Source organism: Amycolatopsis melonis (assembly GCF_040064235.1).
GTDB classification, from domain to species: Bacteria; Actinomycetota; Actinomycetes; order Mycobacteriales; family Pseudonocardiaceae; genus Amycolatopsis; species Amycolatopsis melonis.
This window is the reverse complement of record NZ_JBDZYD010000009.1, coordinates 124,245-148,930: the sequence shown is the minus strand read 5'-3', so window position 1 is coordinate 148,930 and position 24,686 is coordinate 124,245. Positions and strand designations below refer to the sequence as shown.

Here is a 24,686-nt window from a genome sequence, read left to right as displayed (position 1 = left end):
CGCCCGGCCATGGCCATGGCCATGGCCGAGCCCAGGCTGCACCCCGCCCCGCAAACCAGCCCGGCAACCACGCAGCCGCGACCCAGCGGCGCTCCGGTCACCGCCCGACGAGCACCCCCGGCCGCGCCACCCGGTATGGCCCGCCGCGGACGAACCCCGGCTGCGCCCAACCGCCCCGCACACCAGCCCGGCAACCACGCTCCCGCCACCCAGCCGCGCCCCGCACACCAGCCCACCCGCCACCCACACCCGCCAGCCCACCCGAACCGAACCAAGCCACCCCCAACCACCTCGCCCTGACCGTCCGGTCAGCCCGAGGAACCCACATTCGGCGCATCCCCCTACCCCGCGCCCCTCGGTACGGTGGCCGCATGATGCGGAAGGCGGTTGCGGTGCGGCGGGAGGAGATCGTTGGTGCCGCCCTCGCACAGATCCGGCGGTGTGGCATTGCCGGGGTGCGGGCCGCCGAGGTGGCCAAGGCTCTGGACATCAGCACCGCTCTCGTCTTCTACCACTTCGGTACCCTCGAAGCTCTCATCATCGAAGCGTTCCGGCAGGCTGCCGAGAAGGAACTCGCCAAGCTCGGCGACGCTCTGGCGCGCGGTGGCCCGGTCGATGCCCGGCTGCGGGCCGTGCTTGCTCTCTACGGGCCTGCCAAGGCCGATGGCTGGCAGCTGTGGATCGAAGCCGGGGCCGCCGCGATGCGGGACCGGCAGCTGCGGGCCGTGCTGCAGCGGCTGGACCTGCGGTGGCGGGATGCCGTTGTCGCCCTCATTGCCGAGGGGGTTGGCGCCGGGGCCTTCCGCTGCCCGGATCCGCACGGTGCCGCCTGGCGGCTGACCGCCCTGCTCGATGGGCTGGCCGTTCAGGTTGTCGCGCGGGACGGGACCGTGACCGCCGGGGACTGCGCTCGCTGGGTGGAGCAGGCGCTGGCGCACGAGCTCGGATCTTGACCGGCCGATCAGGAGGGGCGATGAGCGAACCGGCCTTGCTCGAAGTGGCGTGGACCGATCCCGTCACCGGGTGCCGCGGGTACCTGGTGATCGACCGGCTCGTCAGAGGCGTCGCCAGCGGCGGCCTGCGGATGCGGCGCGGCTGCACCCTGTTCGAGGTCCGCGGCCTGGCCAGGGGCATGACTCTCAAGGAAGGCCTCAACTACGACCCCGACGGCCGGTACGTCCCGCTCGGCGGCGCCAAGGGCGGCATCGACTTCGACCCCTACGACGAGCGGGCCCGCGACGTCGTCGCGCGCTACCTGCACGCCATGCGGCCGCTGATCGAGCAGTACTGGACCATGGGCGAGGACCTCGGCCTGCGGCAGGACGTCATCGACGGCGTGATCGCCGAGATCGGCCTGCGCAGCCCGGTCCAGGCCGTGTACCCGCTGCTCGACGACCAGGAGGCGGCGACCGCGCGGCTGGCCGAAGCCTTCCGGATCGAGGTCGGCGGCCTCGGGCTCGACGAACTCGTCGGCGGCCTCGGCGTCGCGCAGGCCACGCTGACCGGCCTGGAGATGCTCGGGCTCGACACCGAGCCGAACCGGGTCGTGCTGCAGGGCTTCGGGTCGATGGGTGGCGCCACCGCGCGGTTCCTCGCCGACGCCGGGCTGCGGGTGGTCGGCGTCTCGGACGTCCACGGCGTCGTCGCCAACCCGGATGGCCTGGACGTCGAGAACCTGCTGCGGCACCGTGACCGCTTCGGCGGGATCGACCGCGACAACCTCCGGCCCGGCGACCGGCTGCTGCCGCCGGAAGCGTGGCTGGACGTGCCGGCCGAGGTGCTCGTCCCGGCCGCCATCTCCTACTGCATCGACAGCGACAACCAGGCCAAGATCGGCGCGAAGCTGATCGTCGAGGCGGCGAACCTGCCGGTCACACCGGACGCCGAGGAGCTGCTCGACGCCCGCGGCATCCGGGTGGTGCCCGACTTCGTGGCCAACTCCGCGACCAACTCGTGGTGGTGGTGGACGCTGTTCGGCGACGTCGGCGCGGACGCCGAGGAGGCCTTCGGCAAGGTCCGCGCCCGGATGCGGCACCTGGTGACCAGGATGTTCGAGGTCGCGACGCTCGACGGCCTGAGCCTGCGCGCCGCCGCGCTGCAGCTGTCGGAGCGGAATCTGGAGGCCATCCAGGCCCGGTTCGGCTGACGGGAACGTTTCCGCCCCCGAAGTAGTTGAACGTTGTATGAAACTCGGCATCTACAGCTTCGGCGACCGCGCGCCGGACCCGCGCACCGGCGAGCAGCTGTCCGTCGCGCAGACGCTGGCCAACACCCTCGAGCGGATCAAGCTCGCCGACGAGCTGGGCCTGGCCTTCTACGGCCTCGGCGAGCACCACCTCGACCAGTACGCCATCTCCAGCCCGGGCACCGTGCTGGCCGCCGCCGCGAGCGTCACCCGGCAGATCACGCTCAGCTCCGCCGTCACCGTCTTGAGCACGGAGGACCCGGTCCGCCTCTACCAGCAGTTCACCACGCTCGACCAGCTCAGCCACGGCCGCGCCGAGCTGCTGGCCGGGCGCGGGTCGTTCACCGAGTCGTTCCCGCTGTTCGGCAACGACCTCGGCGACTACGACGAGCTGTTCGAGGAGAAGCTCGCGCTGCTGCTGCGCATCGACCGCGAGGACCCGCTGACCTGGTCCGGGAAGTTCCGCCCGCCGCTGGAGAACGCGCGGATCCTGCCGCGCCCGTACGGGAGGCGGCTGCGCATCTCGGTCGGCACCGGCGGCAACCCGGAGTCGTCGATCCGCGCCGGGCTGCTCGGCCTGCCCGTGGTGTACGCCGTGATCGGCGGACGTCCCGAGCGCTTCGCCCCGCTGGTCGACCTCTACCGCCAGGCGGGCGAGGCAGGCGAGCAGGACCCCGCGGACCTGCACGTCACCATGGGCGCGATCGGCTTCATCGCCGAAAAGTCGCAGGAGGCCAAGGAAACCTTCTACCCGTACTGGCTCGAAACGATGAAGTACGGCGCCCGCGCCCGCGGCTGGGCGATCCCGACGCGTGCCGAATACGACGAGTACACCCGGGACGCGCAGGCGTTGTTCGTCGGCAGCCCGCAGGAGATCGCCGAGCGGCTGGTCGCGGTCGGCAAGCTCACCGGCGCCGACCGCTACGCCATGCAGATGGACTGGTCCGGCGTGCCGCACGCCGAGGTCATGAAGGCCATCGAGCTGCTCGGCACCGAGGTGCTTCCCCTGGTGGAAAAGGAGTTCTAGACGTCGTTGGCGGCGATGTAGCCGAACGTCATGGCCGGGCCGATGGTCGAGCCCGCGCCCGCGTAGCTGTGCCCCATCACCGCCGCGCTCGCGTTGCCTGCCGCGTACAGGCCGCGGATCACCGAGCCGTCCGGGCGCAGCACACGAGCCCTGGCGTCGGTGCGCATGCCACCCTTCGTGCCGAGGTCGCCCGGGACGATCCGCAACGCATAGAACGGCGGCAGCCACAGCGGCGCCAGGCAGGAGTTCGGCTGCACCGCCGGGTCGGTGTAGTAGTGGTCGTACACGCTCGCGCCGCGGTGGAACTCGGGGTCGGAGCCGGTGCGGGCGAAGCCGTTGAAACGGTCCACTGTGGACTTCAGCGCCGCCTGCGGCACGCCGATCCGGCGGGCCAGGTCCTCGATCGTCGACGCCTTGAAGACGGCACCGCCGGCGTACCAGGCGTCCGGGAACGGCAGCACCGGCAGGATGTCGCGGAACAGGTAGCGGTTGCGGTAGTTCTGGTCGACGACCAGCCACGCCGGGATGTCCGGCGCCGTCGGGTTCTTGTCGTACATCGTGTGCACGACGTCGCTGTAGGGCGCGGCCTCGTTGACGAACCGCTGCCCGGCCTGGTTCACCAGCAGCCCGCCGGGCAGGGTGCGCTCGGCCAGGCAGAAGTACGGGTCGCCGGGGACCGGGATGGCCGGGCCCCACCACGCGTCGTCCATCAGGTCGAGGGCCGCGCCGGCGCGCTGGCCCGCGCGGTGGCCGTCGCCGGTGTTCTCCCGCGCGCCGACGGTCCAGTCGGTGCCGATCGGCTGCCGCTGGTACTGCGCGCGCATCGCGGCGTTGTGCTCGAACCCGCCCGAGCCGACGATCACCCCGCGCCGGGCCCGCACCAGCCCGTTCGGCGTCACGACCCCGGTCACCGCGCCGTTTTCGACGTTCAGGTCGGTCAGCGGCGTGTTCAGCCACACCGGCACGTTCGCCCGCTGCAGCCCGGCCCGCAGGCCGGCGGCGAGCGCCTGGCCCATGGTGAGCGGCTTCTGCCCGGCCAGCGCGGCGGCCGTGCCGCGGGCGAGGCACTCGGCGGCGACCGCGGCGCCCTTGGCGTTGACCGCGGCGAGGTTCAGCCACTTGTAGTCGGCGCTGAACACGACGAGCCCGGGCGGGGTCGCCAGGTACGGCGGGTTCAGGTTGGCCAGCTCGGCACCCAGCAGGTTCCCGTCGAACTGGTCCGGCTCGATCGAGCGGCCGTTCGGCAGGCCGCCCGGCAGCTCCGGGTAGTAGTCGCTGTAGCCCTCCATCCAGCGGAACCGCAGCGGGCTGTTGGCCATGACGAACGCGATCATCTCCGGGCCGTTGCGCAGGAACGCTTCCTGGCGCGCGGCAGGCACGTCCGGGCCGACGACGGCGGCGAGGTACTGCGCGGCCTTCGCCGGGGTGTCCGGCACCCCGGCGGCGAGCAGCACCGGGTTGTTCGGGATCCAGATGCCCGCGCCGGACCGCGCCGCCGAGCCGCCGAACGTCGGCGCCTTCTCGAGCACGACGACGCTGAGGCCGCGCTTGGCCGCCGTCAGCGCCGCGGTCATGCCCGCGGCGCCGGAGCCGACCACGACGACGTCGTACTCCCCCAGCGGCGCCGCGGCACTCGCGGCGGGCGCCGCGGCGAGCGCGGACGTCGCGGCCAGGCCCACGCCGGCCGCGGTGCCGCGCAGGAGCTGGCGGCGGGTCAGGTCGGCATCCATGGCGTCCTCCTCGCTCGCGGGACAGCGAGGTCATGATTCCGATCCGGACCGCGAACTGGAACCTGTTCTACCCGCTTGGAGCAGCCGGGACCGGTCCCGATCGGCCGGAGGCGCCAACCGGTGACGGCATTCGGCCCAGGCTCACGCCGTCCACGTCACCGGCAGTGCCTCCGGGCCGCGCACCGACAACGGCGGCCGCCAGGCGACGGTTTCCGGCGGCAGGGCCAGATCCAGGCCGGGCAGCCGGTCGAGCAGCGTCCGCAGCGCGATCTCGCCCTCCAGCCGGGCCAGCGCGGCGCCGAGGCAGAAGTGGATGCCGTGCCCGAAGCCGAGCTGCGGGGCATCCTTGCAGCGGATGTCGAACGCGGCCGCGTCCGGGAACACGTTCTCGTCGCGGTTCGCGGCCCCGGTGTGTGCCAGCACCGCCTCGCCGCGGCGCACCACCCCGCCGGACAGCTCGACGTCTTCGAGCGCGACCCGCAGCAGCGACGTGTCGGCCGGGCTGTCGTAGCGCATGATCTCCTCGACCGCGCCGGACGTCAGCGCGGGATCGGCCCGCAGCGCCGCGAGCTGCTCCGGATGGCGGCACAGCAGGAAGATCCCGGTCGAGATGAGGCTGACCGTCGTCTCGTGCCCGGCCAGCAGGAGCTGGGTCGCGAGGTCGATCAGCTCGGCTTCGGTGAGCCGGTCGCCGTCCTCGTCGCGGGCGTGCACGAGCGCGCTGAGGAAGTCGCCCGCCGGCTGCGCGCGCTTCGCGGCGACCAGCTCGGCCATGTCGTGCGCGCCGTCGCGCCGGGCCTGCTCTACGTCGGCGGGTGTGTGCTGCATCGGCGTGACGATCACGCGCGACCACTGCCGGAACCGCTCGCGCCCGGCGAAGGGGACACCGAGCAGCTCGCACATGACCGCGGTGGGCAGCGGGAAGGCGAACTCCTCGACCAGGTCGGCGGGCGGGCCGTGCGTGGCCAGCGCGCGGACGAGGTCGTCGGCGATCTCCTGGATCCGCGGCCGCAGCCCGGCGATCCGCCGGACGGTGAACGCCTGCGCGGACAGCCGCCGCAGGCGCGTGTGGTCGGGCGGGTCCAGGTTGAGGATGCTGTGCTCGCCGGTCGAGAAGTCGCCCGGCTCGATGAGGCACGGCGCGCCCGGGTACAGCAGGTTGCGGCTGAACCGGGGGTCGGCCAGGACCGTGCGGACGTCGTCGTAGCGCGTCACGAGCCAGCCTTCGTGGCCGCTCGGGAACGCGACCCGGGACATCGGCGGGTGGCCGGCGTAGACCGCCCCCATCGGGACGGCGGGATGGTCCTTCTCGGCGGGATAGACAGCGGTCATGGCGCCGATGATGAGCGCCGCCCGCGGCGTGCGGGAAGGCGTGGCGGCACGGAAGACCCGGCCGGACGCCGGATTGCGTCCGGACGGCCGCCCGCACGGGCAGCGGTAAGTTGACGATGCCCTCAAGTTGTGGCTAAGTTGAGCACACTCTCAACTTAGCCCCAGGAGGAACTCTTGCCGAAAGTCCTTGCCGTGCTGGGTGCCGGCCCCGGCCTGGGCCTGTCGATCGCCCGCCGCTTCGGCCGCGAAGGCTTCACGACGGCACTGGTCTCCCGCAGCGACGCGCGGCACGCGGCCTACCGCGCGGCCCTGCCCGGCGTCACCGCCCTCACGTACACCGCCGACGTCACCGACGAAGCCCAGCTCCGCGGCGTGCTCGCCCGCATCACCGAAGACGCGGGCGAGATCGACACGGTGTACTTCGGCCCGGCCGACGCCGGCGCCGGGCCGGGCATCACCCCGCTCACCGAAGCGGGTGCCGACGCCCTGCGCACGCCGTTCGAGTCGATCGTCGTCCCGGCGGCCCGGCTCGTCGAAGCGGTCCTGCCGGGCATGCTGGCCCGCGGCTCGGGTGCGCTGCTCTTCGCGGGCGGCCTCAGCGGCAAGTACCCGATGCCGATGCTCGGCAATCTGGGCCCGGCCTCCGCAGCGCTGCGCATGTACGTGCTGGCGCTGCACGAAGCGTTGCGGGACAAGGGAATCTACGCCGGAGCGCTGACGATCGGCGGCCTCATCGAGGGCGGCGACATCCACAAGCTGCTCACCGAGCAGGACCACGGCATCCCGGTGGGCACGCTGAATCCCGACGCCATCGCGGACCGGGCGTGGTCGCTGTACGCCGGGCGGGAAGAGGCGGAAGCGGAGTTCAACGCCATGGCGGCGGTCTAGCCTGGAGATCATGTACACCCCGGAAGAGCGGACCGCGCTCCGCGAAGCACTGGTCGAGGCGGCCCGGTCGGACGAGCGCGTCACCGGCGCCGCACTCACCGGCTCGGCCGCGCTCGACGCCGAGGACGCGTGGTCGGACATCGACCTCGCCTTCGCCGTCGCGGGCGAGCCGGAGCCGGTCGTCGCGGACTTCACCGGGCGGATGTACCGAGAGCACGACGCCGTGCACCACATGGACGTCGTGGTCGGGCGCACCGTGTTCCGCGTGTTCCTGCTGGCGAACACCCTGCAGGTCGACCTGGCGTTCTGGCCGGAAGCGGACTTCGGCGCGACGACACCGAAGTTCCGCCTCCTGTTCGGGACGGCCCAGGAACTCGACCAGGTCCGGCCGCCGGAGGCGCGGCGGCTGATCGACCTCGCCTGGCTGCACGCCCTGCACGCGCGGTCGAGCATCGCCCGCGGCCGTGGCTGGCAGGCCGAGTACATGATCGGCCGGGTCAGGGAGTACGCGCTGGCACTGGCGTGCCTGCGCCACGGCCTGCCCGCCGTCGAAGGCCGCGGCCTCGACCGGCTGCCCGCGGAGGTCACCACGCCGTTCGCGGAAACGCTGGCCGGCAGCCTCGACGACCTGGACCGCCCGTTCCACGCCGTCGTCGAGCTGCTCGCCGCGGAGATCGACCGGGCCGACCCCGGGCTGGGGGCCCGGCTGACCCCGCTGCTGCGGGAACTCGCTAAGCCAGGTAAGCCAGTTCCGGGTGCGCGCTGACGTAGGCGTCGAGCAACCGCCGCGCCACCGACACCGAATCCACCAGCGAGTGCACCGCGAACGCCCGCAACGCCGCGTCCCGTGACCCCGTCGTCGCCGCTTCGAGCACCGCACGCTCGGCTGCCTTCACCGCCGTCACCAGGCCCAGCGCGTGGTCCGGCAGCGGGCCGGTGGCGATCGGGCGGGCGCCGTTGCCGTCGACCGTGCACGGCAGCTCGACCACCGCGTCGGGCGGCACGCCCGGCAGCGCGGAACCGTTGCGGACGTTGAGGATCAGCGTCGTGCGCTCGCCGCCCGCGAGCGCGCGCATCAAGGCCACGGCCACCTTCTCGTAGCCGCCGCCTTCGAGGTCGTCCGCGGCCCGCTCCTCCGAACGCGTCTCGGCCATGTACGTCGCTTCGCGTTCCAGGCGCGTGCGTTCCCACGAGGCCAGCGAAGGGTCCGCGTAGAAGCCGCGTTGCTGTTCCAGCAGGAAAGCCCCGCGCGACGCGGAACCGGCGGCCTCGCGCGCGAAGTAGTAGTAATGCAGGTATTCGTTCGGCACGGCCCCCAGCGCACGCAGCCACGCGGCGCCGAAGAGCTTTCCCTCCTCGAACGACTCCAGCGCGACGGCGTCGGCGAGCAGCCGCGGCAGGACGTCCTCGCCGCCGACGCGGACCGCGCGCAGCCAGCCCAGGTGGTTGAGGCCCGCGTAGTCGAACCACGCCGTCGCCGGATCGACGCCGAGCGCCCGCGCGACCCGGCGGCACAGGCCCACCGGGGAGTCGCAGATGCCGATCACCCGGCCGCCCAGCTGCGCGGCCATCGCTTCGGTGACCAGCCCGGCGGGGTTGGTGAAGTTGACGACCCACGCACGCGGCGCCAGCTCACCGATCGTCCGCGCGAGCGCGACGGCGACCGGGACCGTCCGCAGCCCGTACGCGATCCCGCCCGCGCCCACGGTTTCCTGCCCCAGCACGCCTTCCGCGCAGGCGAGCTGCTCGTCCAGCCGCCGCCCGCGCAGGCCGCCGACCCGGATGGCGGAGAACACGAAGTCCACATCGGACACCGCATGCGCGAGCTCGGTGGTCGTGCGCACGCGCGGCGCGCCGGGCCGCCCCGCGGCCTGCTCGGCGAGGACCCGTTCGATCGCCGCGAGCCGCACGGCGTCGACGTCGTGCAGGACCAGCTCGGTGATCCCGCCGCCGAGCAGCGCGCCGTGCACCAGCGGCACGCGGAACCCGCCGCCGCCCAGGATCGCCAGCCTCACCGCACCACCACCCTCACGGCGACCCTAGCGCAGCGCTTGCGCTTCCGGCGCCGCCGGCCGAAGCGGGGCCACCTCCTCGGGACGCCCACCGCCGGAACACGCGAAACGGCGCAGCGCTTGCGCTTCCGGCGCCGCTGACGCACGCTCGGGCCAGCATTGCGTGATCCCGTGGAGGCGCCCGTGCCGGCCGAGCCCGCACCCGACATCGATGTCTTCCTGTCCGGTCCGCTGTTCTTCGACCTGGTCTTCACCGGACTCGAACGGCCGCCGTCGCCGGGCACCGAAGTGTGGACCGGTGGCATGGGGTCGGGGCCGGGCGGGATCGCGAACTTCGCGGTCGCGCTGAGCCGGCTCGGCCTGCGGACCTCGCTGGCCGCCGCGTTCGGCACCGACGTCTACGGGCGCTACTGCTGGGACGTGCTGTCGCGGCAGGAGCACATCGACCTGTCGCGGTCGCGGCAGTTCCCGGAGTGGCACTCGCCCGTGACCGTCTCGCTGTCCTATGCCGGCGACCGCGCGATGGTCACCCACGGCCATCCGCCGCCCGTCCCGGTCGCGGAGCTGGCCGGGTCGCCGCCGCCGAGCCGCGCGACCGTTGCGCACCTCGGCCTCGACACCGCCGCCTGGGTCCACACGGCACACCAGTCCGGCAGCCTGGTCTTCGCCGAGGTCGGCTGGGACCCGTCGGAGGCGTGGTCGCCCGCCCTGCTCGACCAGCTGGCCTGCTGCCACGCCTTCCTGGCGAACGAGGTCGAAGCCCTGCGCTACACCCGCACGGACACCCCGGAAGCGGCACTGGCCAAGCTGGCCGACCTGGTCCCGCTGGCGGTGATCACCCGCGGCGGCGCGGGCGTGCTGGCGGTCGACGGGACGACCGGCGAGACGGCGTCGGTGCCGGCGCTGCCGGTGGAGGTCCTCGACGCGACCGGTGCGGGCGACGTCTTCGGCGCGGGCTTCGTCGCGGCGACGCTGACCGGGTGGCCGCTGGCCGACCGGCTCCGCTTCGCGTGCCTGACGGCCGCCTTGTCGGTCCAGCACTTCGGCGGCGCGCTGGCGGCACCGGGCTGGCACGAGATCGCCCAGTGGCACGCCCGCACGCGCCGCCCGGACTACGCGTTCCTGGACGACGTGCTCCCGGCGGAGACCGTGGCGGGCACCCGCCGCGGCCCGGTGACCCTCGGCTTCGGCGACGACAGCTGGCGCTGATCGTCACCGCAGTACCCGGCCGAGGAAGCCCCGGATGTACCCGGCGATGGCGTCCAGGTGCGTCTCCAGCGCGAAGTGCCCCGAGTCGAGCAGGTGGATCTCGGCGTCGGGCAGGTCGCGGGCGTACGCGCGGGCGCCGTCGGCGACGAAGATCTCGTCGTTGCCGCCCCACACCGCCAGCAGGGGCACCTGGCTGGCCCGGAAGTACTCGTGGAACTTCGGGTACAGCGCGACGTTGTGGTGGTAGTCGGCGAGCAGCGCCTGCTGGATCGCCGCGCCGCCCGGCCGGTCGAGCAGGGCCTGGTCGTGGATCCAGACGTCCGGGCTGACCAGCTCCGGGTCCGGCACGCCGTCGAGGTACTGCGCCTTGGTCGCCTCCAGGGTGACCATGCCCCGCAGGTCGTCCTCGGTCAGCGTGCCGGCGGCGAGCTTCTGCGGCAGCCCGGCACCGAGCCCCTCGACGTAGGCGTTGCCGTTCTGCGTGACGATCGCGGTGACGCGGTCCGGGTTCGCGGTGGCGATGCGCAGGCCCACCGGGGCGCCGAAGTCCTGGATGTAGAGCGCGAACCGGCCGAGGCCGATGGCGTCGAGCAGGCCGAGGGTCAGCTCGGCGAGGGCGTCGAAGGTGTAGGTGAACTCCTCGACCGGCGGGGCGTCGGACGCGCCCGCGCCGAGGTAGTCCGGCGCGACGACGTGGTAGCGGTCGGCCAGCGCCGGGATGAGATGCCGGTACATGTGCGAGCTGGACGGAAACCCGTGGAGCAGCACGATCGTGGGCGCTTCGGCGGGCCCGGCCTCCCGGTAGAACAGCCGGTGCCCGGCGACGGTGACGTAACGGTGGTGCACGGTGACCATGACTTCTCCTCGCGTCTCATGGATACTTCTCGATTTATCCATGAGACGTGCTAGGCTGTCAACACCCGATCCCGAGGAGGCATCGATGGTCACCGCAGCACCGGGCGAAGAGCGTTCGCCCGCGCTGGCCCTGGTCAACACCCGGCGGCTGAGCCCCGCCGGCCCGGTCGACGACCTCGCCGAGCCCGGCCCGGCCGCCGCGTGGCTGCGCCTGCCGTCGGTGACGGCCGAGGATCTGCGCCGCCTGCACGACCTGCGCGCCGCGGTGCGCGAGCTGCTGGCCGCGCTGGCGGAGAGCCGCTCCCCCGGCGGCGACGCCGTCACCACGGTCAACGCGGCAGCGCGGGCGGACGCGGCCGCACCGCAGCTGGCGTGGCGGTCCGGCCCGGTGCGCGAATGGCACAGCACCCGGCCGGGCAGCTTCGAGGAGGCCGTCGCGGCACTGGCCCGCGACGCGATCGACGTCGCGACCGGCGACCTCGGCGGCCTGGTCCGGGCGTGCGAAGCCCACGGCTGCGTCCGGTTCTACTTCCGCGAGCACGCCCGCCGCCGCTGGTGCTCGACGACGTGCGGCGACCGCGTCCGCGCGGCCCGCCACCAGCGGCTGGTGGTCGAGCAGCGCGACGCGCGCTAGCGTGACCCGATGGACTGGACGCTCGAAGTGGTCGTGGTGCCGGTGTCCGATGTGGACCGGGCGAAGGCCTTCTACGCCGATCAGCTGGGCTTCACGGTCGACCACGACCGGACGTTCGGCGAGCACGTCCGGCTCGTCCAGCTGACCCCGCCGGGCTCGGGCTGCTCGGTGGTGATCGGCCGGGGCGCGGTGCCGGACATGCCGCCGGGCTCGCTGAAGGGGCTCCAGCTCGTCGTCAAGGACCTGCCGAAGGCCCACGCGATGCTGCGCGAACGCGGCGTCGAGGTGAGCGACATCGAGGTGTACGGGATGGGCACCTGGGACGGGCAGGCGGATCTGGACAACGTGGGTTTCGTGCACTTCAGCGACCCCGACGGCAACGCCTGGGCGGTGCAGCAGATCTCGTCGCGCCGCTGACGGGTCAGTCGGTCAGCGCACCACAGCTGACGTTCACGGTGGACGCGGTCATCGTCCGCGCCCGGTCCGACGCCACGAACGCCGCCACCGCCCCGACGTCGGCGAGCGTCGCCGCCCGCCCCAGCATCGTCTTGCCCGTGATGCCCCGCTCGATCACCTCGCGGCCCGGGAAGTCCCGCGGGAGCGTCTCCGGAATCCCGCCGGTCCGGATGGTCACCGCGCGGATCCCGTGCGGCCCCAGCTCCGCGGCCAGCTGGCGGCGCATCGCCTCCAGCGCGTGGAACGCCACCTGCAGCCCGCCGACCGGGAAGTCGCGGACCGGATCGCCCGCCCCGCCGAACAGCAGGATCACCCCCGACCGCCGGGGCATCATGTGCCGCGCCGCCGCGCGGGCGGTCAGGAACTGCGTCCGGACCGCCGTCACGACCGGACGCTCGTAGTCCGCTGTCGCCATGTCGACCAGCGGCGTGCCCTGGACGTCGCCGTGCGCGATCAGGTTGAACGAGACGTCGATGCCGCCCTGGGCGGCGACCGCGTCCGCGTGGGCGTCGACGGCCTGCTCGTCGAGGGCGTCGACCTCCGCCGTCTCGGCCGCGCCGCCCGCCGCGCGGATGCGCCCGGCCACCTCTTCGAGCCGGGCACGCGTGCGGCCCGCGAGGAAAACGCGCGCCCCTTCCGCGGCGAACGCCTCGGCCACCGCCGAGCCGACCCGCCCGCCTCCGCCGTAGACGATCGCGTTCTTGCCCGCGAGCAACGTCATGGGTCCCTCCGATCTCCGGGTGCCTTCACCACGGCGTCGAACGAGCCCGCCCGGAATCGACACCGGCGTCAGGGCCGCGGGACACCCATCGGGTTCGGCACCGGGACCACACCCGCGTCGATCACCGCCCGGCTGAGCGGGACCGCCAGCTCCAGGAGCCGCTCCAGGTCGTCGCCGAGGGCCTCGAGCGGGGCCGCGGCCAGACGGTCGGTGTCCTCTTCGATGCGGCGGCGCAGCGCCCGGCCGTCGTCGGTCAGGCGGCCGTCGCCGTCGAGCACTCCCCGCCGCTGCAAGCGTTCGAGCGCCGCCGTCCAGTCGTCGTCGGACCAGCCGCGGTGGGGCTGGACGTCGGCGCGGCCGAGCACGCCGTCGCCGATGTGGGTCAGCGTTGTCTCCAGCCCGCCGAGTCCCGCGTGGACCGCCGCGAGGACGTGACCGTCGCCGCGGTGTTCGCGCAGCACCGTCGCCGCCAGCCACACCCGGCCGAGGGGGTCGGCCGGCCGCGGCACGTCCGCCCAGGCCGCGGCCAGCGGACGGCCGTCGCAGCGGCACGCGTCCGCCGCCCGCTCCAGCAGTGCCGCGAGTTCCTCGTGGCCGTCGCCGACTGCGCGGCGCAAAGCCGACGAGACCGCCGCGAGCCGCGTCTCGACGACGTCCGCCGGAGAAGCGAACGACCACGCGTCCGGCAGGGCGCGGGCGACCATCGCCGGGGCGAAGCCGAACAGCATCGCCGTCGCGGCGGCCGGGCCGACCGCGCCGAGCGGCGCGACCCGGCCCGCGAAGTAGCCCATCCAGTAGCCGCGCAAACCGGCCGCCTTCGCCGCTTCGGCCGTCTCGGGCGCGAAGTAGACGACGGCGTGCAGGGGCTCGACGGCCGTCCAGAGCTTGCGGGCTGTCATGGTCTGCTCCTCAGGGGGTCAGCCGGTGCAGGTCGCGCGGGAACAGCGTGGCCTCCCGGACGTTGGCGGCGCCGAGCAGCCGCGCCGTCCAGCGTTCCAGGCCGATCGCGAAGCCGCCGTGGGGTGGCATGCCGTGGGCGAAGGCGGCCAGGTAGTCGCGGTAGGCGGGCGCGTCGTCGCCGAGGACCGCGAGGTAGTCGGCGTGCCGGTGCAGCCGCTGGCCGCCGGTCACCAGCTCCAGGCCGCGGAAGAGCAGGTCGAAGCTGTTCGAGTAGCCGGGCCGCGCCGGGTCGGGGTGGGTGTAGAACGGCCGTTTCGCCATCGGGTAGCCGGTGACGAAGAGGAACTCCGAGCCGTGCTCCCGCCGCGCCCAAGCCGAAAGCCGCCGTTCGTGCGCGGGCGCGAGGTCGGGCTCGTCCGGCGGCGCGCCGAGGAGCTTCAGCGCGTCCGCGAAGTGGATCTCGGGGATCTCCTCGGGCACGGTGACGAGCCCGGCGGCCATGCCCGCCAGCACCTCCCGCAGCACGGCCATGACGTCGCGGTGGTCGCGGATGAAGCCGAGTTCGGCGTCGAGGCTGGTGTACTGGGCCAGGTGCCGCGCCGTGTCGTGCGGCTCGGCGCGGAAGACCGGGCCGACCTCGTAGACGCGCTCGAAGACGCCGACCAGCGCCTGCTTGAAGAACTGCGGTGACTGCGCGAGGTAGGCGCGGCGGCCGAAGTACTCGATGCCGAAGACGTTCGCCCCCGACTCGGTGGCCGACGCGACGATCTTCGGCGTGTGCGTCTCGGTGAAGCCCAGCCGGTCCAAAGTGGACCGGAAGCCGCGGACGGCGGCCGCGGACAGGGCGAAGCGGGCCCTCAGCGCGGGGTGCCGCAGCGCTACCGGGGCGTGGTCGAGAATTGTCGGCAGCGACGCGTCCACCTCGGGCCGGTAGAGCGGGAACGGCGGCGGCTGCACCGCTTCGGCCAGCGTGCGGACCACCGGCGACGTCAGCTCGACACCGCCGGGCGCGCGCGGGTTCGCCGTAACAGTGGCCTGCACCTCGACCACGGTCTCCTCGGGCGGCGCGGCACCCTGCAGCACGACCTGGGCCAGCCCGGAGCGGTCCCGGACGACGACGAACGTGACGGACTTCAGCCGCCGGCGGCGGTGCACCCAGCCGGCGACGCGGACGCGGGCGCCGACGTGCCGGGGCAGGTCGGCGGCCAGTACTCGGGAACTCATCACCCTCCCAACGCGGAACCCTCGGGAGTGCGGGCGAGAGGGGAAGCTCGCGGTGCCACCGCACATTCACCGCCGGACGGCGGCCTCGTCGCGGCCCGGTGACGGGGGCCGGCCGGCGGGGCATGGGGCGCGCGGGCGCCGTTCCTCCCCGCACTCCGGAGGGTCTTCACCACCGGGCACGGGACCGCCTTCCCAGCTGCCGGCGGCTCTCTGGACCCGTGCGCTCCCGGGGCTACTCGTCTCCATCAGCGCGTTGGGGAAACGGTAGCCGCCCGGCGGCGAAGACGCCGCTGGTTTTCGACGGGCTCGCCGCCGACCCGGGTCACCGGGCCCCGTAGGCGCCGCCGTTGACGTGGATCACCTGGCCGGTGATGTGCCCCGCGCCCGGCGCGGCCAGGAACTCCACCGCCTCCGCCACTTCCTCCGGCGTGCCGGCGCGCTGGTCGAACGCCACCGCAAGCCGCGGCGCCAGCCACTCCTGGGTCAGCGTGCCGTGGAAGAACTCCGTGTCCAGCACGACTCCCGGGGCCACGACGTTCGCCGAGCCGGATGCTCCCAGCCTGCGGGCGAGGTCGGTGTTCCACGCCTCGATCGCCGCCTTCGCCGCGCCGTACGAGCCTGAGCCCTGCTTCGCCGCGATGGACCCGAGAGTCACAACCCGCACGTTGTCCGCGAAGCGCGGCTCCAGCGCCGCAGTCACGAGGACTGCCGACAGCACGTTGGCCGCGAAGTTCGCCTGCCACGCGTCCGCGACGCCTCGCAGGTCGCCCGGGGCCGGGGCTTCGCGGACCCGGTCGGTGTTGCCGCCCGCGTTGTTGACCAGGACGTCCACCCGCTCCGGCAGCTCCGCCAGCGCCGCCTGGACCGCCGCCGGGTCGCTCGCGTCGAAGGCCACCGGGCGGGCGCCGATCCGCTCCGCCGCCGCTTCGAGGACGTCCTTGCGGCGGCCGGTGACGGTGACCCGCTCGCCCGCCGCCGCGAAGCGGGTGGCGATCGCCAGCCCGATGCCCGTTCCGCCGCCGGTGACCACGATTTCCCGCTGTTCGCTCATGGCGTCATCTTCACCGACGAAAGCCTTGCCCCGCCGGGTTTTCCCGGCGAACGGAACACCTTTACCAGCCGGTCGCCGGATACGTCATCACGCAGATCGCGTCGACGTCGTCCGCCGACGCCTCGTAGAAGTGCGGCACGTCGGCGCCGAAGATGACGAAGTCGCCGCGGCCGAGCGTGCTCGGCGTGTCGACCGGGCCGGCCACCAGTCCGCCGCGGGCGACGTAGATGTGCTCGACCGTGCCCTGGGCGTGCGGCGGGCTTTCGATGCGCTGGCCGGTTTCGTGGATGCGGATCCGCCACACCTCGGTCAGCGTGCCCGCGCCCATCCGGTGCAGCAGTTCCTGCTTGCTGTACTCCGGCTCGCCGGTACCCGGCCGGACCACCGGCTTCGGGGGCGTCGCCGGAGTGATGACGTCACCGAGCGGCAGCCGCAGCGCCACCGCGATCGCCGACAGCGTGTCGATCGTCGGGTTGCCCAGGCCCGCTTCGAGCGTCGAGAGCGTGCCCTTGCTGATCCCCGCCTGCCGGGCCAGCTCGGCCGCGGACAGCCGCCGGGCCTCGCGCATCCGGCGTACCTGGGCGCCGATCAGCACCGCAGTGCTCTCGCGGACGTCGCCGCTCTGCTGCTCCGTCATCGCCGCCCTGCTGTCCGTTCCGTGCTGCTGCGAATGTAACCGACGCACCCCGCGCCTGCGGCCCGCCCCGGAACCCCACGGGCGTGACCGGCAGCACACAGTATGTTATAGTGCCCATGATCGTTCAGTTTGCTGAACTCGACGTCTCCAGCGTAGTTCACGGGGAGGTGGCGACGTGCTTTCGGCGCGAGGGGAGATCGGCATCCACGCCTGCACGGAAGCCGACATGGCCGCGGTGTCCAAACTGCTCGCGATGGGGGTGCTCAGCGTCGACCAGGCGCTGTCCCCCGACCTCCTGGTCGCGGAGGTCGACCACCGGGTCGTGGCCGCACTGGCCCCGAACTCGCCGGTGGCGGCCGACCCGTTCGTCGCGACCGCCGAGGTGAGCGAGCTCCTGCTGCTGCGGGCCAGCCAGCTCGGCTGGCCCGGCCACCGCGAGACACCGCGCTGGATGCGGACGTGGCGGGCCTGGTACGACCGGGGTGCCCTCTGCTGAGCCGCCCCGTGCGCAATGGCCGCCGGAACCGGCGGCACGAAACCGAGGACGAGGAACTTCGTGGAAAACACCACCTATGACAAGCTGATCTCCCTGCTCGACGAGCACGGCGCGAGCTACCGGCTCATCGACCACCCCGCCGAGGGGCGGACGGACATCGTGAGCCCGATGCGCGGCAACGAGGTCGGCCACGCCGCCAAGTGCATGGTGCTGATGGTCAAGCAGGGCAAGAAGGTCACCCGTTACGTCCTCGCCGTCGTGCCCGGCGACCGCAAGGTCGACCTCGCCGCCGTGCGCGCGCTGCTCGACGGAACCTACATCTCCTTCGCCAACGCCGAAACCGCCGAACGCCTCTCCGGCTGCGTCGCGGGCACCATCCTGCCGTTCTCCTTCGATCCCGCGCTCCAGCTGATCGTCGACCCCGGCATCCGCGACATCGAAGAGCTGTACTTCAACGCCGCCCGGCTCGACCGGTCCGTCGCGCTGCGCACGGCCGACTACCTGGCCATCGCGCAACCGCGGTTCGAGCGGATCAGCCAGCCCGCCACGGACTGAGGCTCACGTCGTCGCGGCGGCCGTGCCGGTGACGAGGTCCCGGATCTCCGTGAAGGACTCCGACCAGAACACCAGCCCGTGCCGCCGGACGTAGATCTTCTTGGCGTCCTCGGCCGCTTTGGCCACCGCGGTGGCCAAAGCGATGCTGCCGTACTCCTGGGGATCGATCACCAGGACGCCCAGCCGGGTCAGCTCGGCGTCCGGGATGTAGTGGTTGTGCACGACGTACGCCGCGCCGAACCGCTCGGCCAGCAGGTGGTGCAGGTAGGCCTCCACCGAGGCCGGCCCGGCGCCGCGGCAGTGCAGTACCCCGTCGCCGCCGCCTTCGACCAGCACGAAGTCGTCGTCGGCGAGGTCCTTGATGTAGGCGCCGCTGGCCGAGACGTACAGCCGTCCGCCGGCGGAGAAGCTCACGTTGCCCGCGGAATCGGTCTGGTGCGCGAACTCCCCGCCCAGCCTGCCGAGTTCCTTCGCGTGGGCGAGCACCGTCCGGTGCGCGGAATGGTCGATCGGCTCGCGCTCCAGCGTCATTTCCGCCCACCGCCTGCTCGGCCGGAAGGCACTGCGCTCCGGCGGTTTCCGGCGGGGCGCCGGGGCGGCGTCCCCGGTGAAGTGGATCCCGGAGTGCCTGCCGAGGAATTCCCGCACCTGCGGGCGGACGTCGTCCGGCTCCGCGGTGCCGAGCAGGATGCCGGCGACCCAGCCGGCGACGAGGTCCATGTCCGCTTCGTCCGCGCCGCGCCGGGTGATCTCCTGCACGCCGAACCGCAGCGCGTCCACGTGCTCGAACGCGACTCCGCGGTTCACCGAGATCCCGGCGGCCAGCAGGCGTTCCAGCAGCGGCGGGCCCCCGCCGAGCGGGCGGGTGTCGACGAAGAACATGTGGTTGGCGGTGAACCCGCGGTCCTTGGCCAGCACCGGCACGCCGAGCCGGTCGAGTGCGGTGGCGAGGCGTTTCGCGTTGCGCAGCACGCGGTCGGCGTACTCCTCGCCGACGACGTACATCTCGTGCAGCGCCACGAAAAGCGCCAGCGTGGACGCGGTGTGCTGGCTGCTGACCATCCCGTTCGACAGCGTGTAGCCGATCCGTTCCATCGGGCCCCGGTCGCGGCCGACGATCAGGCCCTTCTGCGGGCCGAAGAACGTCTTGTGCGTGTTGGCCTGCAGGATGTCGGCCCCCTCGGCGAGCGGGGACTGGAACCGGCCGCCGGCGATCAGCCCGAGCGTGTGCGAGGCGTCGTAGATCAGCGGGACGTCGCCCGCGATTTCCTTCAGCTCGCGCACGGGGAACGGGAAGAGGTAGTTCATCGCGTCGATGTAGAGCAGCGAAGGCCGTTCCTCGCGGAATATCTTCTCGGTGGCGGCGAGGTCGATTTCGCTGATGTCGCGGAAGGCGTAGGTACAGCTGCGGCGGCCGAACCCGCGGCAGATGAGCTCGGTGAGGAAATGCCCGCCGTCCTTGGTGGAGATGCGCATGATCTTGTCGCCGGGACGGGTCAGTGCGGCAAAGGTCGTCTGCATGGCGTGCAGCCCGGAAAGGCAGCGGAATTCGGCGTACTCACCGCCGAAGAGCCGGCGGCACACTTCGGTGGCGGACCGTTCGATCCGGTTGACCCGGTCGAGGCCGCGGTAGAGCAGGTTGTTGAGCCGGGACGGCGAATCCTGCCGCATGTCCAGGTGTTCCAGCAGGTAGCGGGTGCCGAGGTCACTGGCGAGCACGCTGCGCGCGAACGGGGAAAGCACGGTCTCGTTCGCCGTGAGGTGGAGCAGCTCGGCCGCTTCGTCCTCCTCGGCCCTGATCAGCTCGCGAATGGCGCCGAGGTCGAGCGGGGCTGCACTGGGTTCCGTCATGTCCATTCCGTTCACGGGGAATAATGCCGGTTCCGGTGATCGTAGGGCCGCGGCGGCCACCGGCGTCAACGACGCAGGCGAAGATGCGCGCGAAGTAGTAGCGGGAATACGACCTTGGCCCTATCGTCCGATTTCTTTTCCGGACCTATGATTCCCTGCGGACGGAGGTGTCCCAGATGACCGTCGACGGGGAACCGCAGAGCGTGCTCTGGCAGGACGGCTGCATTGTCGCGGTGGACCAGGTCGCGTTGCCCCACCACGAGCGGCGGATCCGGATCACCAGGGTCGACCAGCTGATCGCCACCGTCTCCCGGCTGGCGATCCGCGGCGCGCCCAGCCTGGCCGCCGCGGGCGCGCTCGGCGTGCTGCTCTCGGCGCATTCGCGCCGCACCCCGTTCGACGCGGCCGGAATCCGTGCCGACGCCGGGCGCCTCGCGGCGGCGCGGCCGACCGCGGTCAACCTCCGCTGGGCGGTCGACCGCATGCTCGCGGTGCTCGACGGCGGTTATCCCGCGCTGGAACGGGAAGCGGACGCGATCCTCGGCGAGATCGTGACGGCGAACGCCGCACTCGCCTCGGCGACGGCGGACTTCGTGTGCGCGGCCACGGCCCGGCACCGCCTGCGCGTGCTGACCCACTGCAACACCGGCTGGCTGGCGACCCTGCGGATCGGGACGGCGCTGGGCGCGGTCCTGCGGCTGCACGAGCGGGGACGGCTGGAACGGGTGTACTGCACCGAAACCCGCCCGCTGCTGCAGGGTGCCCGGCTGACCTGCTGGGAGCTGGACCGCGCGGAGGTGCCGCACGCGCTGCTGGTCGATTCGGCCGCGGCCGCCGTCATGGCACGCGGCGCGATCGACTGCGTGATCGTCGGCGCGGACCGGATCGCGGCGAACCGGGACACCGCCAACAAGGTGGGCACGCTGGCACTGGCCATCGCCGCCCGGCATCACGGGATCCCGTTCGTCGTCGCGGCGCCGACGTCGACGATCGACGAGGCCACGCCGTCGGGGGCGGGCATCCCGATCGAGCACCGGTACGCCGAGGAGGTCACCCACTTCGGCCTCGAACTGACCGCGCCGCGGCGCACCGAGGTGGAGAACCCGGCGTTCGACGTGACGCCGGGCGAACTCGTCTCGGCGGTGATCACCGAGCACGGGGTGTACCGCCCCGGTGGTTGACCGCGGTCACTGGAGAGCGCTACGTTGACCATTATATTGAACGCTGTCGCGAGGGGGACCTGGCCGCGATGAAGCAGCTCGACGCGCGCGTCGCCGATCCGATCGACCATCAGCGCAGGCTGCTGATCAGCGACCTCTCCATCGTGCTCGTCGCGGTGATCTGGGGGTCGACCTACGTCGTCATGCAGGTCGTCGGCCATTCGCTGCCGGTGATGGCGTTCCTGGCCCTGCGGTTCCTGTGCTCGCTGCCGGTCATCGCGGTGATGGGGTGGCGGTCCCTGCGGACGCTGACCGCCCACGAAGTCCGCTCCGGCGCGGTGTTCGGCACGCTGCTGTTCGGGGTGCTGGCCTGCGAAACCGCCGGCGTCCGGTTCACCAGCGCGGCGAACGCGGGCTTCCTCATCACGGTGTCGGTGGTGCTGATCCCGTTGTTCGAGTGGGTCCTCTTCCGGCGCCGCTACCACGCGCTCGTCTACGTCGCGACGCTGTGCGGGCTGGCCGGCTGCGGGCTGCTTTCGCTCGCCCACGGCTTCCGGCCGCAGCTCGGCGACCTGATCATCCTTGCGGCGGCACTGATCCGCGGTTTCCAGATCACCCTCTTCGGCCGCGGTTCGACGCGCGGAGCGCCGCAGTCGCTGGTCAACATCACGTTCGTCGAGTTCGTCATGGTGAGCCTGCTGGCCGGGCTCTCCTCGGCGGCGTTCGAAACCGGGGTGCCGGGCCGGATTGCCGGGCTCGGCGGGTCGACGTGGCTGCTCATCGTCTACCTGGGCGTGCTGGGAACGTCGTTCGCCTTCTTCGCGCAGCTGCGCAGCGCGCGCATCGGCGGCTCCGCGCGGGTCGGGATCATCCTGTCGACCGAGCCGGTCTTCGCCGCGGTGTTCGCCGTGCTGCTGGCGGGCGAGTCTCTCGGCCCGGTCCAGATCGCCGGCGGCCTGCTGATCGTCGGTGCGGCGTTCGTGGGACGGCTGATGACCGGCCGCGAAGCGAAACCGGCCCGGCGCGCGGAAGTGAGCGGATCCACGCGCCCCGGCGGATGACCCGCCTCAGCGGCGCTCGACCACCTCCACCGGTTCCAGCGTGATCAGCCCGCCGGTGACCAGCCCGTCCAGATCCGGCAGGAACGCCCGCACGCGCTCCTCGGTGTCGACCACGACCACCACGTAACCGGTTCCTTCGGCCAAGCCCAGCCTGCCGAGCTCGTGGATCCGGCCGGTTTCCCCGAAACCCTCGACGCTCGGCAGCACCGACGTCCCCGACAGCCCGGCCCGGTGGGCGCGGCGGACGATCTCGTGCACGACCGGGCGGTGGTGCCACAGCTCGCGGCCGACGAAGACGGTCAGGCACGTCACCGGCCCCGCCGGGCGCCGGTGCGGGCGCCGCCGCATCACCGGTCCGGCGGAGCGGAGTCGCCGAAGGAAACGATCCCGAGTGCCGCGGCCTTCTTCACCGCCGCCATTCTCGACGCCACCCCCAGCTTGTTGTAGACGTTCGTCAGGTGCCGCTTCACGGTGCCTTCGGAAATAAACAGACTGCTCGCTATTTCGGCGTTCTTCATCCCGGCGGCGACGAGGATGATCACTTCGCGCTCCCGGTGGGAAAGGATGCGCTCATTCGTGCCGTTCATCCCCTGCCATTGCGCGCGCGACACCGAGACCACGACGTGCCCGGAATCGCGGTGCACGGCCCGCAACGTCACCAGCAGTTCGTCACGGGTCGCGTTGCGCAGCACATACGCGTGCGCCCCGGCGGAAATCAGCGTGCCGACGAACCGCGGGTCGTCGTGCTCGATCACCGTGACCAGCTTGGCCGCGGGTGCCGCACGGGCGAGCCCGCCGACCCCGTTGACGACGTGGCCGTCGCCGACTTCGCCGTCCAGCAGCACGATGTCCGGGCGCAGCCGGACGGCGAGTGCTTCGGCCTGGCCGAGCACGCCGTCCCCCACGACGTCGATCCCCGGTTCGGCGGAGAGCAGCTCGACCATGCCCTGCCGGGAAAGCTGCTGGTCGTCGATCACCACAATACTGATGGCATCCGTTCCCGCCCCCATGGTCAGCCACCCCCTTTTGGCGCGCCGAAACCAGGCAGACGTCACCGTTCTCCGGCGCGATGATCAGCCCCCAATCCACTTCCACTGTGACACAGTCCACAACTCCGGGGCAAGGCCGGAGGTTTTCGAAGAGAAAGTACGACCTACTGGTTAGCCCGTTCGAGTTGCCGCTTCCCGCATTGGCGCGCGGAAAAGCGCCGTGCGGATTTCGGGCTTTGCCACAACCGCCGGATGACTGACGCGCCGACCGGCCGGGCGGGCACCGCTGCGCGGGACACCCCGTGACGAACCGGGGCCACCCGTCACGTCCCGGCGCCCGCCGTGGGGTCGAAGACCTCGTCCAGCGACACGATTCCCAGCGCGATCGCCTTCTTCACCGCCCCGATCCGGGATTCGGCCCCCAGCTTGGCATACGCGTTGGTCAGGTGCCGCTTGACCGTGCCCTCGGAAATGTAGAGCTCGCGCGCGATCTCGGAGTTGCGCATCCCGACCGCGACGAGGCCGAGCACCTCGGACTCCCGCTTCGAGAGCAGGACGTGCTCGGCTTCGTTCATCCCCTTGAGCGTTTCGCGGGGCACCGAGATGACCACGTGTCCCGAATCGCGGTGGACCGTGCGCAGTGTGACGAGAAGTTCCTCGCGCGTGGCGTTCTTGAGGATGCAGGCGTGCGCGCCCGCGGCGATGAGGTCGCCGACGAGCCGCGGCGCGTCGTGGGCGGTGACCACGACGACCTTGGAACCCGGCGACGCCAGCAGGACCCCGCGCAGCATGCCCACCGCCTGTGCCCCGCCGCGGTCGCTGTCGAGCAGGACCAGGTCGGGACGGCACTGCCCGACGAGCGTGATGGCGTCGGTGCCGAAACCGCATTCCCCGACGACCCGGAAGTCCTCCTCGGCGGAGATCATCTGCGTCATTCCCTGGCGGAACAGGCGATATCTGTCCATGACCACGACACTCATGCAGTCCTTGAGCGTTTTCACCAAAACGACCTCCCCCGGAGGGATACGCGGCGGTTGCGAAGCGTGGCTGTGTGCAGCGAACTCGGCCGTCCGGCGGCAGCCCGGACGGCGTTCGGTGGACAAGAGAGGTGGAGAACAGCCCGGCTTTCCAGCCTACCGATGCGCAGGTCCGGTCGTCGACGAATCCAGCGGATCGGCGGCACCGGCGGGCAGGGTCAGCACGCTGAAGCCGGGAATTCCGGCCAGCCGCCGCGTACCGCCCAGCGCCGCGATCGTCACCACGACGGCGTAGCCGGCGACCCGGCCGCCGCCCAGCTCCACCAGGCGGCCCGCGGCGGCGAGCGTGCCGCCGGTGGCGAGCACGTCGTCGACGAGCAGCACCCGCGCGCCCGGCGCGAACGCGTCCTTCTGCGTCTGCAGCACGGCTTCGCCGTATTCCAGTGCATACGCCACCGAGTGCAGCTCGCCCGGCAGCTTGCCGGGCTTCCGTGCCAGCACAAGAGGTTTCGCGGCGTGCTGTGCGACGGCGGCGCCGAGGACGAAGCCGCGTGCTTCGATCGCGACCACCGCGTCGAACGCGCCGTCGTACCGGGCGGCCACGGCGGAAGCGAGCCCGGCCAGGGTGCCGGGGTCGGCGTACACCGGGCCGAGATCCTGGAACAGCACACCGGGTTCGGGGAAGTCGGGGTAGCCGCGCAGCAGGGCGGCGACGGCCGGGGCGAGTGCGGTCATG

Annotated in this window: 26 protein-coding genes; 12 read left to right on the top strand and 14 right to left on the bottom strand. The window is 72.4% G+C overall.

All coding sequences use genetic code 11. The features are described 5' to 3' along the window. The first annotated feature begins 371 nt into the window (after positions 1-371). The 3 genes from ABJI51_RS24505 to ABJI51_RS24495 are packed head-to-tail and all read left to right on the top strand — an operon-like array spanning position 372 to position 3,212. Positions 372-953 carry a TetR/AcrR family transcriptional regulator gene (locus tag ABJI51_RS24505; RefSeq protein WP_348953738.1) on the top strand — a complete coding sequence of 194 codons (582 nt, stop codon included), beginning with the start codon at positions 372-374 and terminating at the stop codon, positions 951-953. Between the two features lie 20 nt (positions 954-973). Next, positions 974-2,146 carry a Glu/Leu/Phe/Val dehydrogenase dimerization domain-containing protein gene (locus ABJI51_RS24500; RefSeq protein ID WP_348953736.1) on the top strand — a complete coding sequence of 391 codons (1,173 nt, stop codon included), beginning with the start codon at positions 974-976 and terminating at the stop codon, positions 2,144-2,146. A gap of 37 nt (positions 2,147-2,183) precedes the next feature. Beyond that, on the top strand, positions 2,184-3,212 hold the full coding sequence (locus tag ABJI51_RS24495; protein ID WP_348953734.1) for an LLM class flavin-dependent oxidoreductase: 1,029 nt from the start codon (positions 2,184-2,186) through the stop codon (positions 3,210-3,212). On the opposite strand, the gene kstD is transcribed toward ABJI51_RS24495, so the two are convergent. After that, positions 3,209-4,942, bottom strand: a complete 1,734-nt coding sequence (kstD, locus tag ABJI51_RS24490; protein ID WP_348953732.1) for a 3-oxosteroid 1-dehydrogenase — start codon at positions 4,940-4,942, stop codon at positions 3,209-3,211. The two genes, ABJI51_RS24495 and kstD, sit on opposite strands and share 4 nt — an antisense overlap. Positions 4,943-5,083: 141 nt before the next feature. After that, positions 5,084-6,274 (bottom strand): cytochrome P450, encoded by a 1,191-nt coding sequence (locus ABJI51_RS24485; protein WP_348953730.1) that lies wholly within the window; start codon positions 6,272-6,274, stop codon positions 5,084-5,086. 174 nt (positions 6,275-6,448) lie between these two features. Here ABJI51_RS24485 and ABJI51_RS24480 point away from each other — a divergent pair, with 174 nt between their 5' ends. Beyond that, positions 6,449-7,162 carry an SDR family NAD(P)-dependent oxidoreductase gene (locus ABJI51_RS24480; RefSeq protein ID WP_348953728.1) on the top strand — a complete coding sequence of 238 codons (714 nt, stop codon included), beginning with the start codon at positions 6,449-6,451 and terminating at the stop codon, positions 7,160-7,162. Between the two features lie 10 nt (positions 7,163-7,172). Then, positions 7,173-7,928, top strand: a complete 756-nt coding sequence (locus tag ABJI51_RS24475) for a nucleotidyltransferase family protein (RefSeq protein WP_348953726.1) — start codon at positions 7,173-7,175, stop codon at positions 7,926-7,928. Here the strand turns inward: ABJI51_RS24475 and ABJI51_RS24470 are convergent. Continuing rightward, entirely contained in the window at positions 7,894-9,177 is a 1,284-nt protein-coding gene (locus ABJI51_RS24470; protein WP_348953724.1) for a 6-phospho-beta-glucosidase, read from the bottom strand. The two genes, ABJI51_RS24475 and ABJI51_RS24470, sit on opposite strands and share 35 nt — an antisense overlap. Before the next feature lie 180 nt (positions 9,178-9,357). Between ABJI51_RS24470 and ABJI51_RS24465 the strand changes: the two genes are divergently transcribed. Beyond that, on the top strand, positions 9,358-10,383 hold the full coding sequence (locus tag ABJI51_RS24465) for a PfkB family carbohydrate kinase (protein ID WP_431605664.1): 1,026 nt from the start codon (positions 9,358-9,360) through the stop codon (positions 10,381-10,383). A gap of 3 nt (positions 10,384-10,386) precedes the next feature. Here ABJI51_RS24465 and ABJI51_RS24460 read toward each other — a convergent pair whose 3' ends face one another. After that, a complete protein-coding gene (locus ABJI51_RS24460) occupies positions 10,387-11,238 on the bottom strand; it encodes an alpha/beta fold hydrolase (protein ID WP_348953720.1) in 852 nt (283 codons plus the stop codon). Between the two features lie 85 nt (positions 11,239-11,323). On the opposite strand from ABJI51_RS24460, the gene ABJI51_RS24455 reads away from it, so the two are divergent. Beyond that, positions 11,324-11,872, top strand: coding sequence for a CGNR zinc finger domain-containing protein (locus ABJI51_RS24455; RefSeq protein ID WP_348953718.1), 549 nt, complete (start codon positions 11,324-11,326; stop codon positions 11,870-11,872). Positions 11,873-11,881: 9 nt separating this feature from the next. Continuing rightward, on the top strand, positions 11,882-12,289 hold the full coding sequence (locus tag ABJI51_RS24450; protein WP_348953716.1) for a glyoxalase superfamily protein: 408 nt from the start codon (positions 11,882-11,884) through the stop codon (positions 12,287-12,289). Positions 12,290-12,293: 4 nt separating this feature from the next. On the opposite strand, the gene ABJI51_RS24445 is transcribed toward ABJI51_RS24450, so the two are convergent. The 5 genes from ABJI51_RS24445 to ABJI51_RS24425 form a co-directional block, all read right to left on the bottom strand. Beyond that, positions 12,294-13,049: an SDR family NAD(P)-dependent oxidoreductase gene (locus tag ABJI51_RS24445; protein WP_348953714.1), complete on the bottom strand. Its 756-nt coding sequence runs from the start codon at positions 13,047-13,049 to the stop codon at positions 12,294-12,296. Positions 13,050-13,117: 68 nt separating this feature from the next. Then, on the bottom strand, positions 13,118-13,948 hold the full coding sequence (locus ABJI51_RS24440) for an SCO6745 family protein (protein WP_348953712.1): 831 nt from the start codon (positions 13,946-13,948) through the stop codon (positions 13,118-13,120). A 10-nt stretch (positions 13,949-13,958) separates the two neighbouring features. Then, complete coding sequence (gene aspS / locus ABJI51_RS24435; protein ID WP_348953710.1) at positions 13,959-15,173, bottom strand: aspartate--tRNA(Asn) ligase; 1,215 nt, start codon at positions 15,171-15,173, stop codon at positions 13,959-13,961. 322 nt (positions 15,174-15,495) lie between these two features. Then, entirely contained in the window at positions 15,496-16,224 is a 729-nt protein-coding gene (locus ABJI51_RS24430) for an SDR family NAD(P)-dependent oxidoreductase (protein ID WP_348953708.1), read from the bottom strand. 61 nt (positions 16,225-16,285) lie between these two features. Next, positions 16,286-16,861, bottom strand: a complete 576-nt coding sequence (locus tag ABJI51_RS24425; RefSeq protein ID WP_348953706.1) for a helix-turn-helix domain-containing protein — start codon at positions 16,859-16,861, stop codon at positions 16,286-16,288. A gap of 175 nt (positions 16,862-17,036) precedes the next feature. On the opposite strand from ABJI51_RS24425, the gene ABJI51_RS24420 reads away from it, so the two are divergent. Beyond that, the gene (locus tag ABJI51_RS24420; protein WP_348953705.1) at positions 17,037-17,357 is read left to right on the top strand and encodes a hypothetical protein; all 321 of its coding nucleotides are present in this window, start codon (positions 17,037-17,039) and stop codon (positions 17,355-17,357) included. Positions 17,358-17,417: 60 nt separating this feature from the next. Next, complete coding sequence (locus ABJI51_RS24415) at positions 17,418-17,912, top strand: YbaK/EbsC family protein (RefSeq protein WP_348953704.1); 495 nt, start codon at positions 17,418-17,420, stop codon at positions 17,910-17,912. A gap of 3 nt (positions 17,913-17,915) precedes the next feature. Here ABJI51_RS24415 and ABJI51_RS24410 read toward each other — a convergent pair whose 3' ends face one another. Then, positions 17,916-19,763, bottom strand: a complete 1,848-nt coding sequence (locus tag ABJI51_RS24410) for a fluorothreonine transaldolase (RefSeq protein WP_348953702.1) — start codon at positions 19,761-19,763, stop codon at positions 17,916-17,918. Between the two features lie 176 nt (positions 19,764-19,939). Here ABJI51_RS24410 and mtnA point away from each other — a divergent pair, with 176 nt between their 5' ends. Continuing rightward, entirely contained in the window at positions 19,940-20,944 is a 1,005-nt protein-coding gene (gene mtnA, locus ABJI51_RS24405; RefSeq protein WP_348953700.1) for an S-methyl-5-thioribose-1-phosphate isomerase, read from the top strand. A 68-nt stretch (positions 20,945-21,012) separates the two neighbouring features. Beyond that, the gene (locus tag ABJI51_RS24400) at positions 21,013-21,984 is read left to right on the top strand and encodes a DMT family transporter (RefSeq protein WP_348953698.1); all 972 of its coding nucleotides are present in this window, start codon (positions 21,013-21,015) and stop codon (positions 21,982-21,984) included. A gap of 6 nt (positions 21,985-21,990) precedes the next feature. Here ABJI51_RS24400 and ABJI51_RS24395 read toward each other — a convergent pair whose 3' ends face one another. The 4 genes from ABJI51_RS24395 to ABJI51_RS24380 form a co-directional block, all read right to left on the bottom strand. Then, positions 21,991-22,332 (bottom strand): DUF190 domain-containing protein, encoded by a 342-nt coding sequence (locus ABJI51_RS24395; protein ID WP_348953697.1) that lies wholly within the window; start codon positions 22,330-22,332, stop codon positions 21,991-21,993. Further along, the gene (locus ABJI51_RS24390) at positions 22,332-22,994 is read right to left on the bottom strand and encodes a response regulator transcription factor (RefSeq protein WP_348953696.1); all 663 of its coding nucleotides are present in this window, start codon (positions 22,992-22,994) and stop codon (positions 22,332-22,334) included. Before ABJI51_RS24390 ends, ABJI51_RS24395 begins: the two co-directional genes overlap by 1 nt. Before the next feature lie 302 nt (positions 22,995-23,296). Beyond that, entirely contained in the window at positions 23,297-23,953 is a 657-nt protein-coding gene (locus tag ABJI51_RS24385) for a LuxR C-terminal-related transcriptional regulator (protein WP_348953692.1), read from the bottom strand. Positions 23,954-24,106: 153 nt separating this feature from the next. Then, on the bottom strand, positions 24,107-24,685 hold the full coding sequence (locus tag ABJI51_RS24380) for an adenine phosphoribosyltransferase (protein ID WP_348953691.1): 579 nt from the start codon (positions 24,683-24,685) through the stop codon (positions 24,107-24,109). Between the last annotated feature and the right edge of the window lies 1 nt (position 24,686).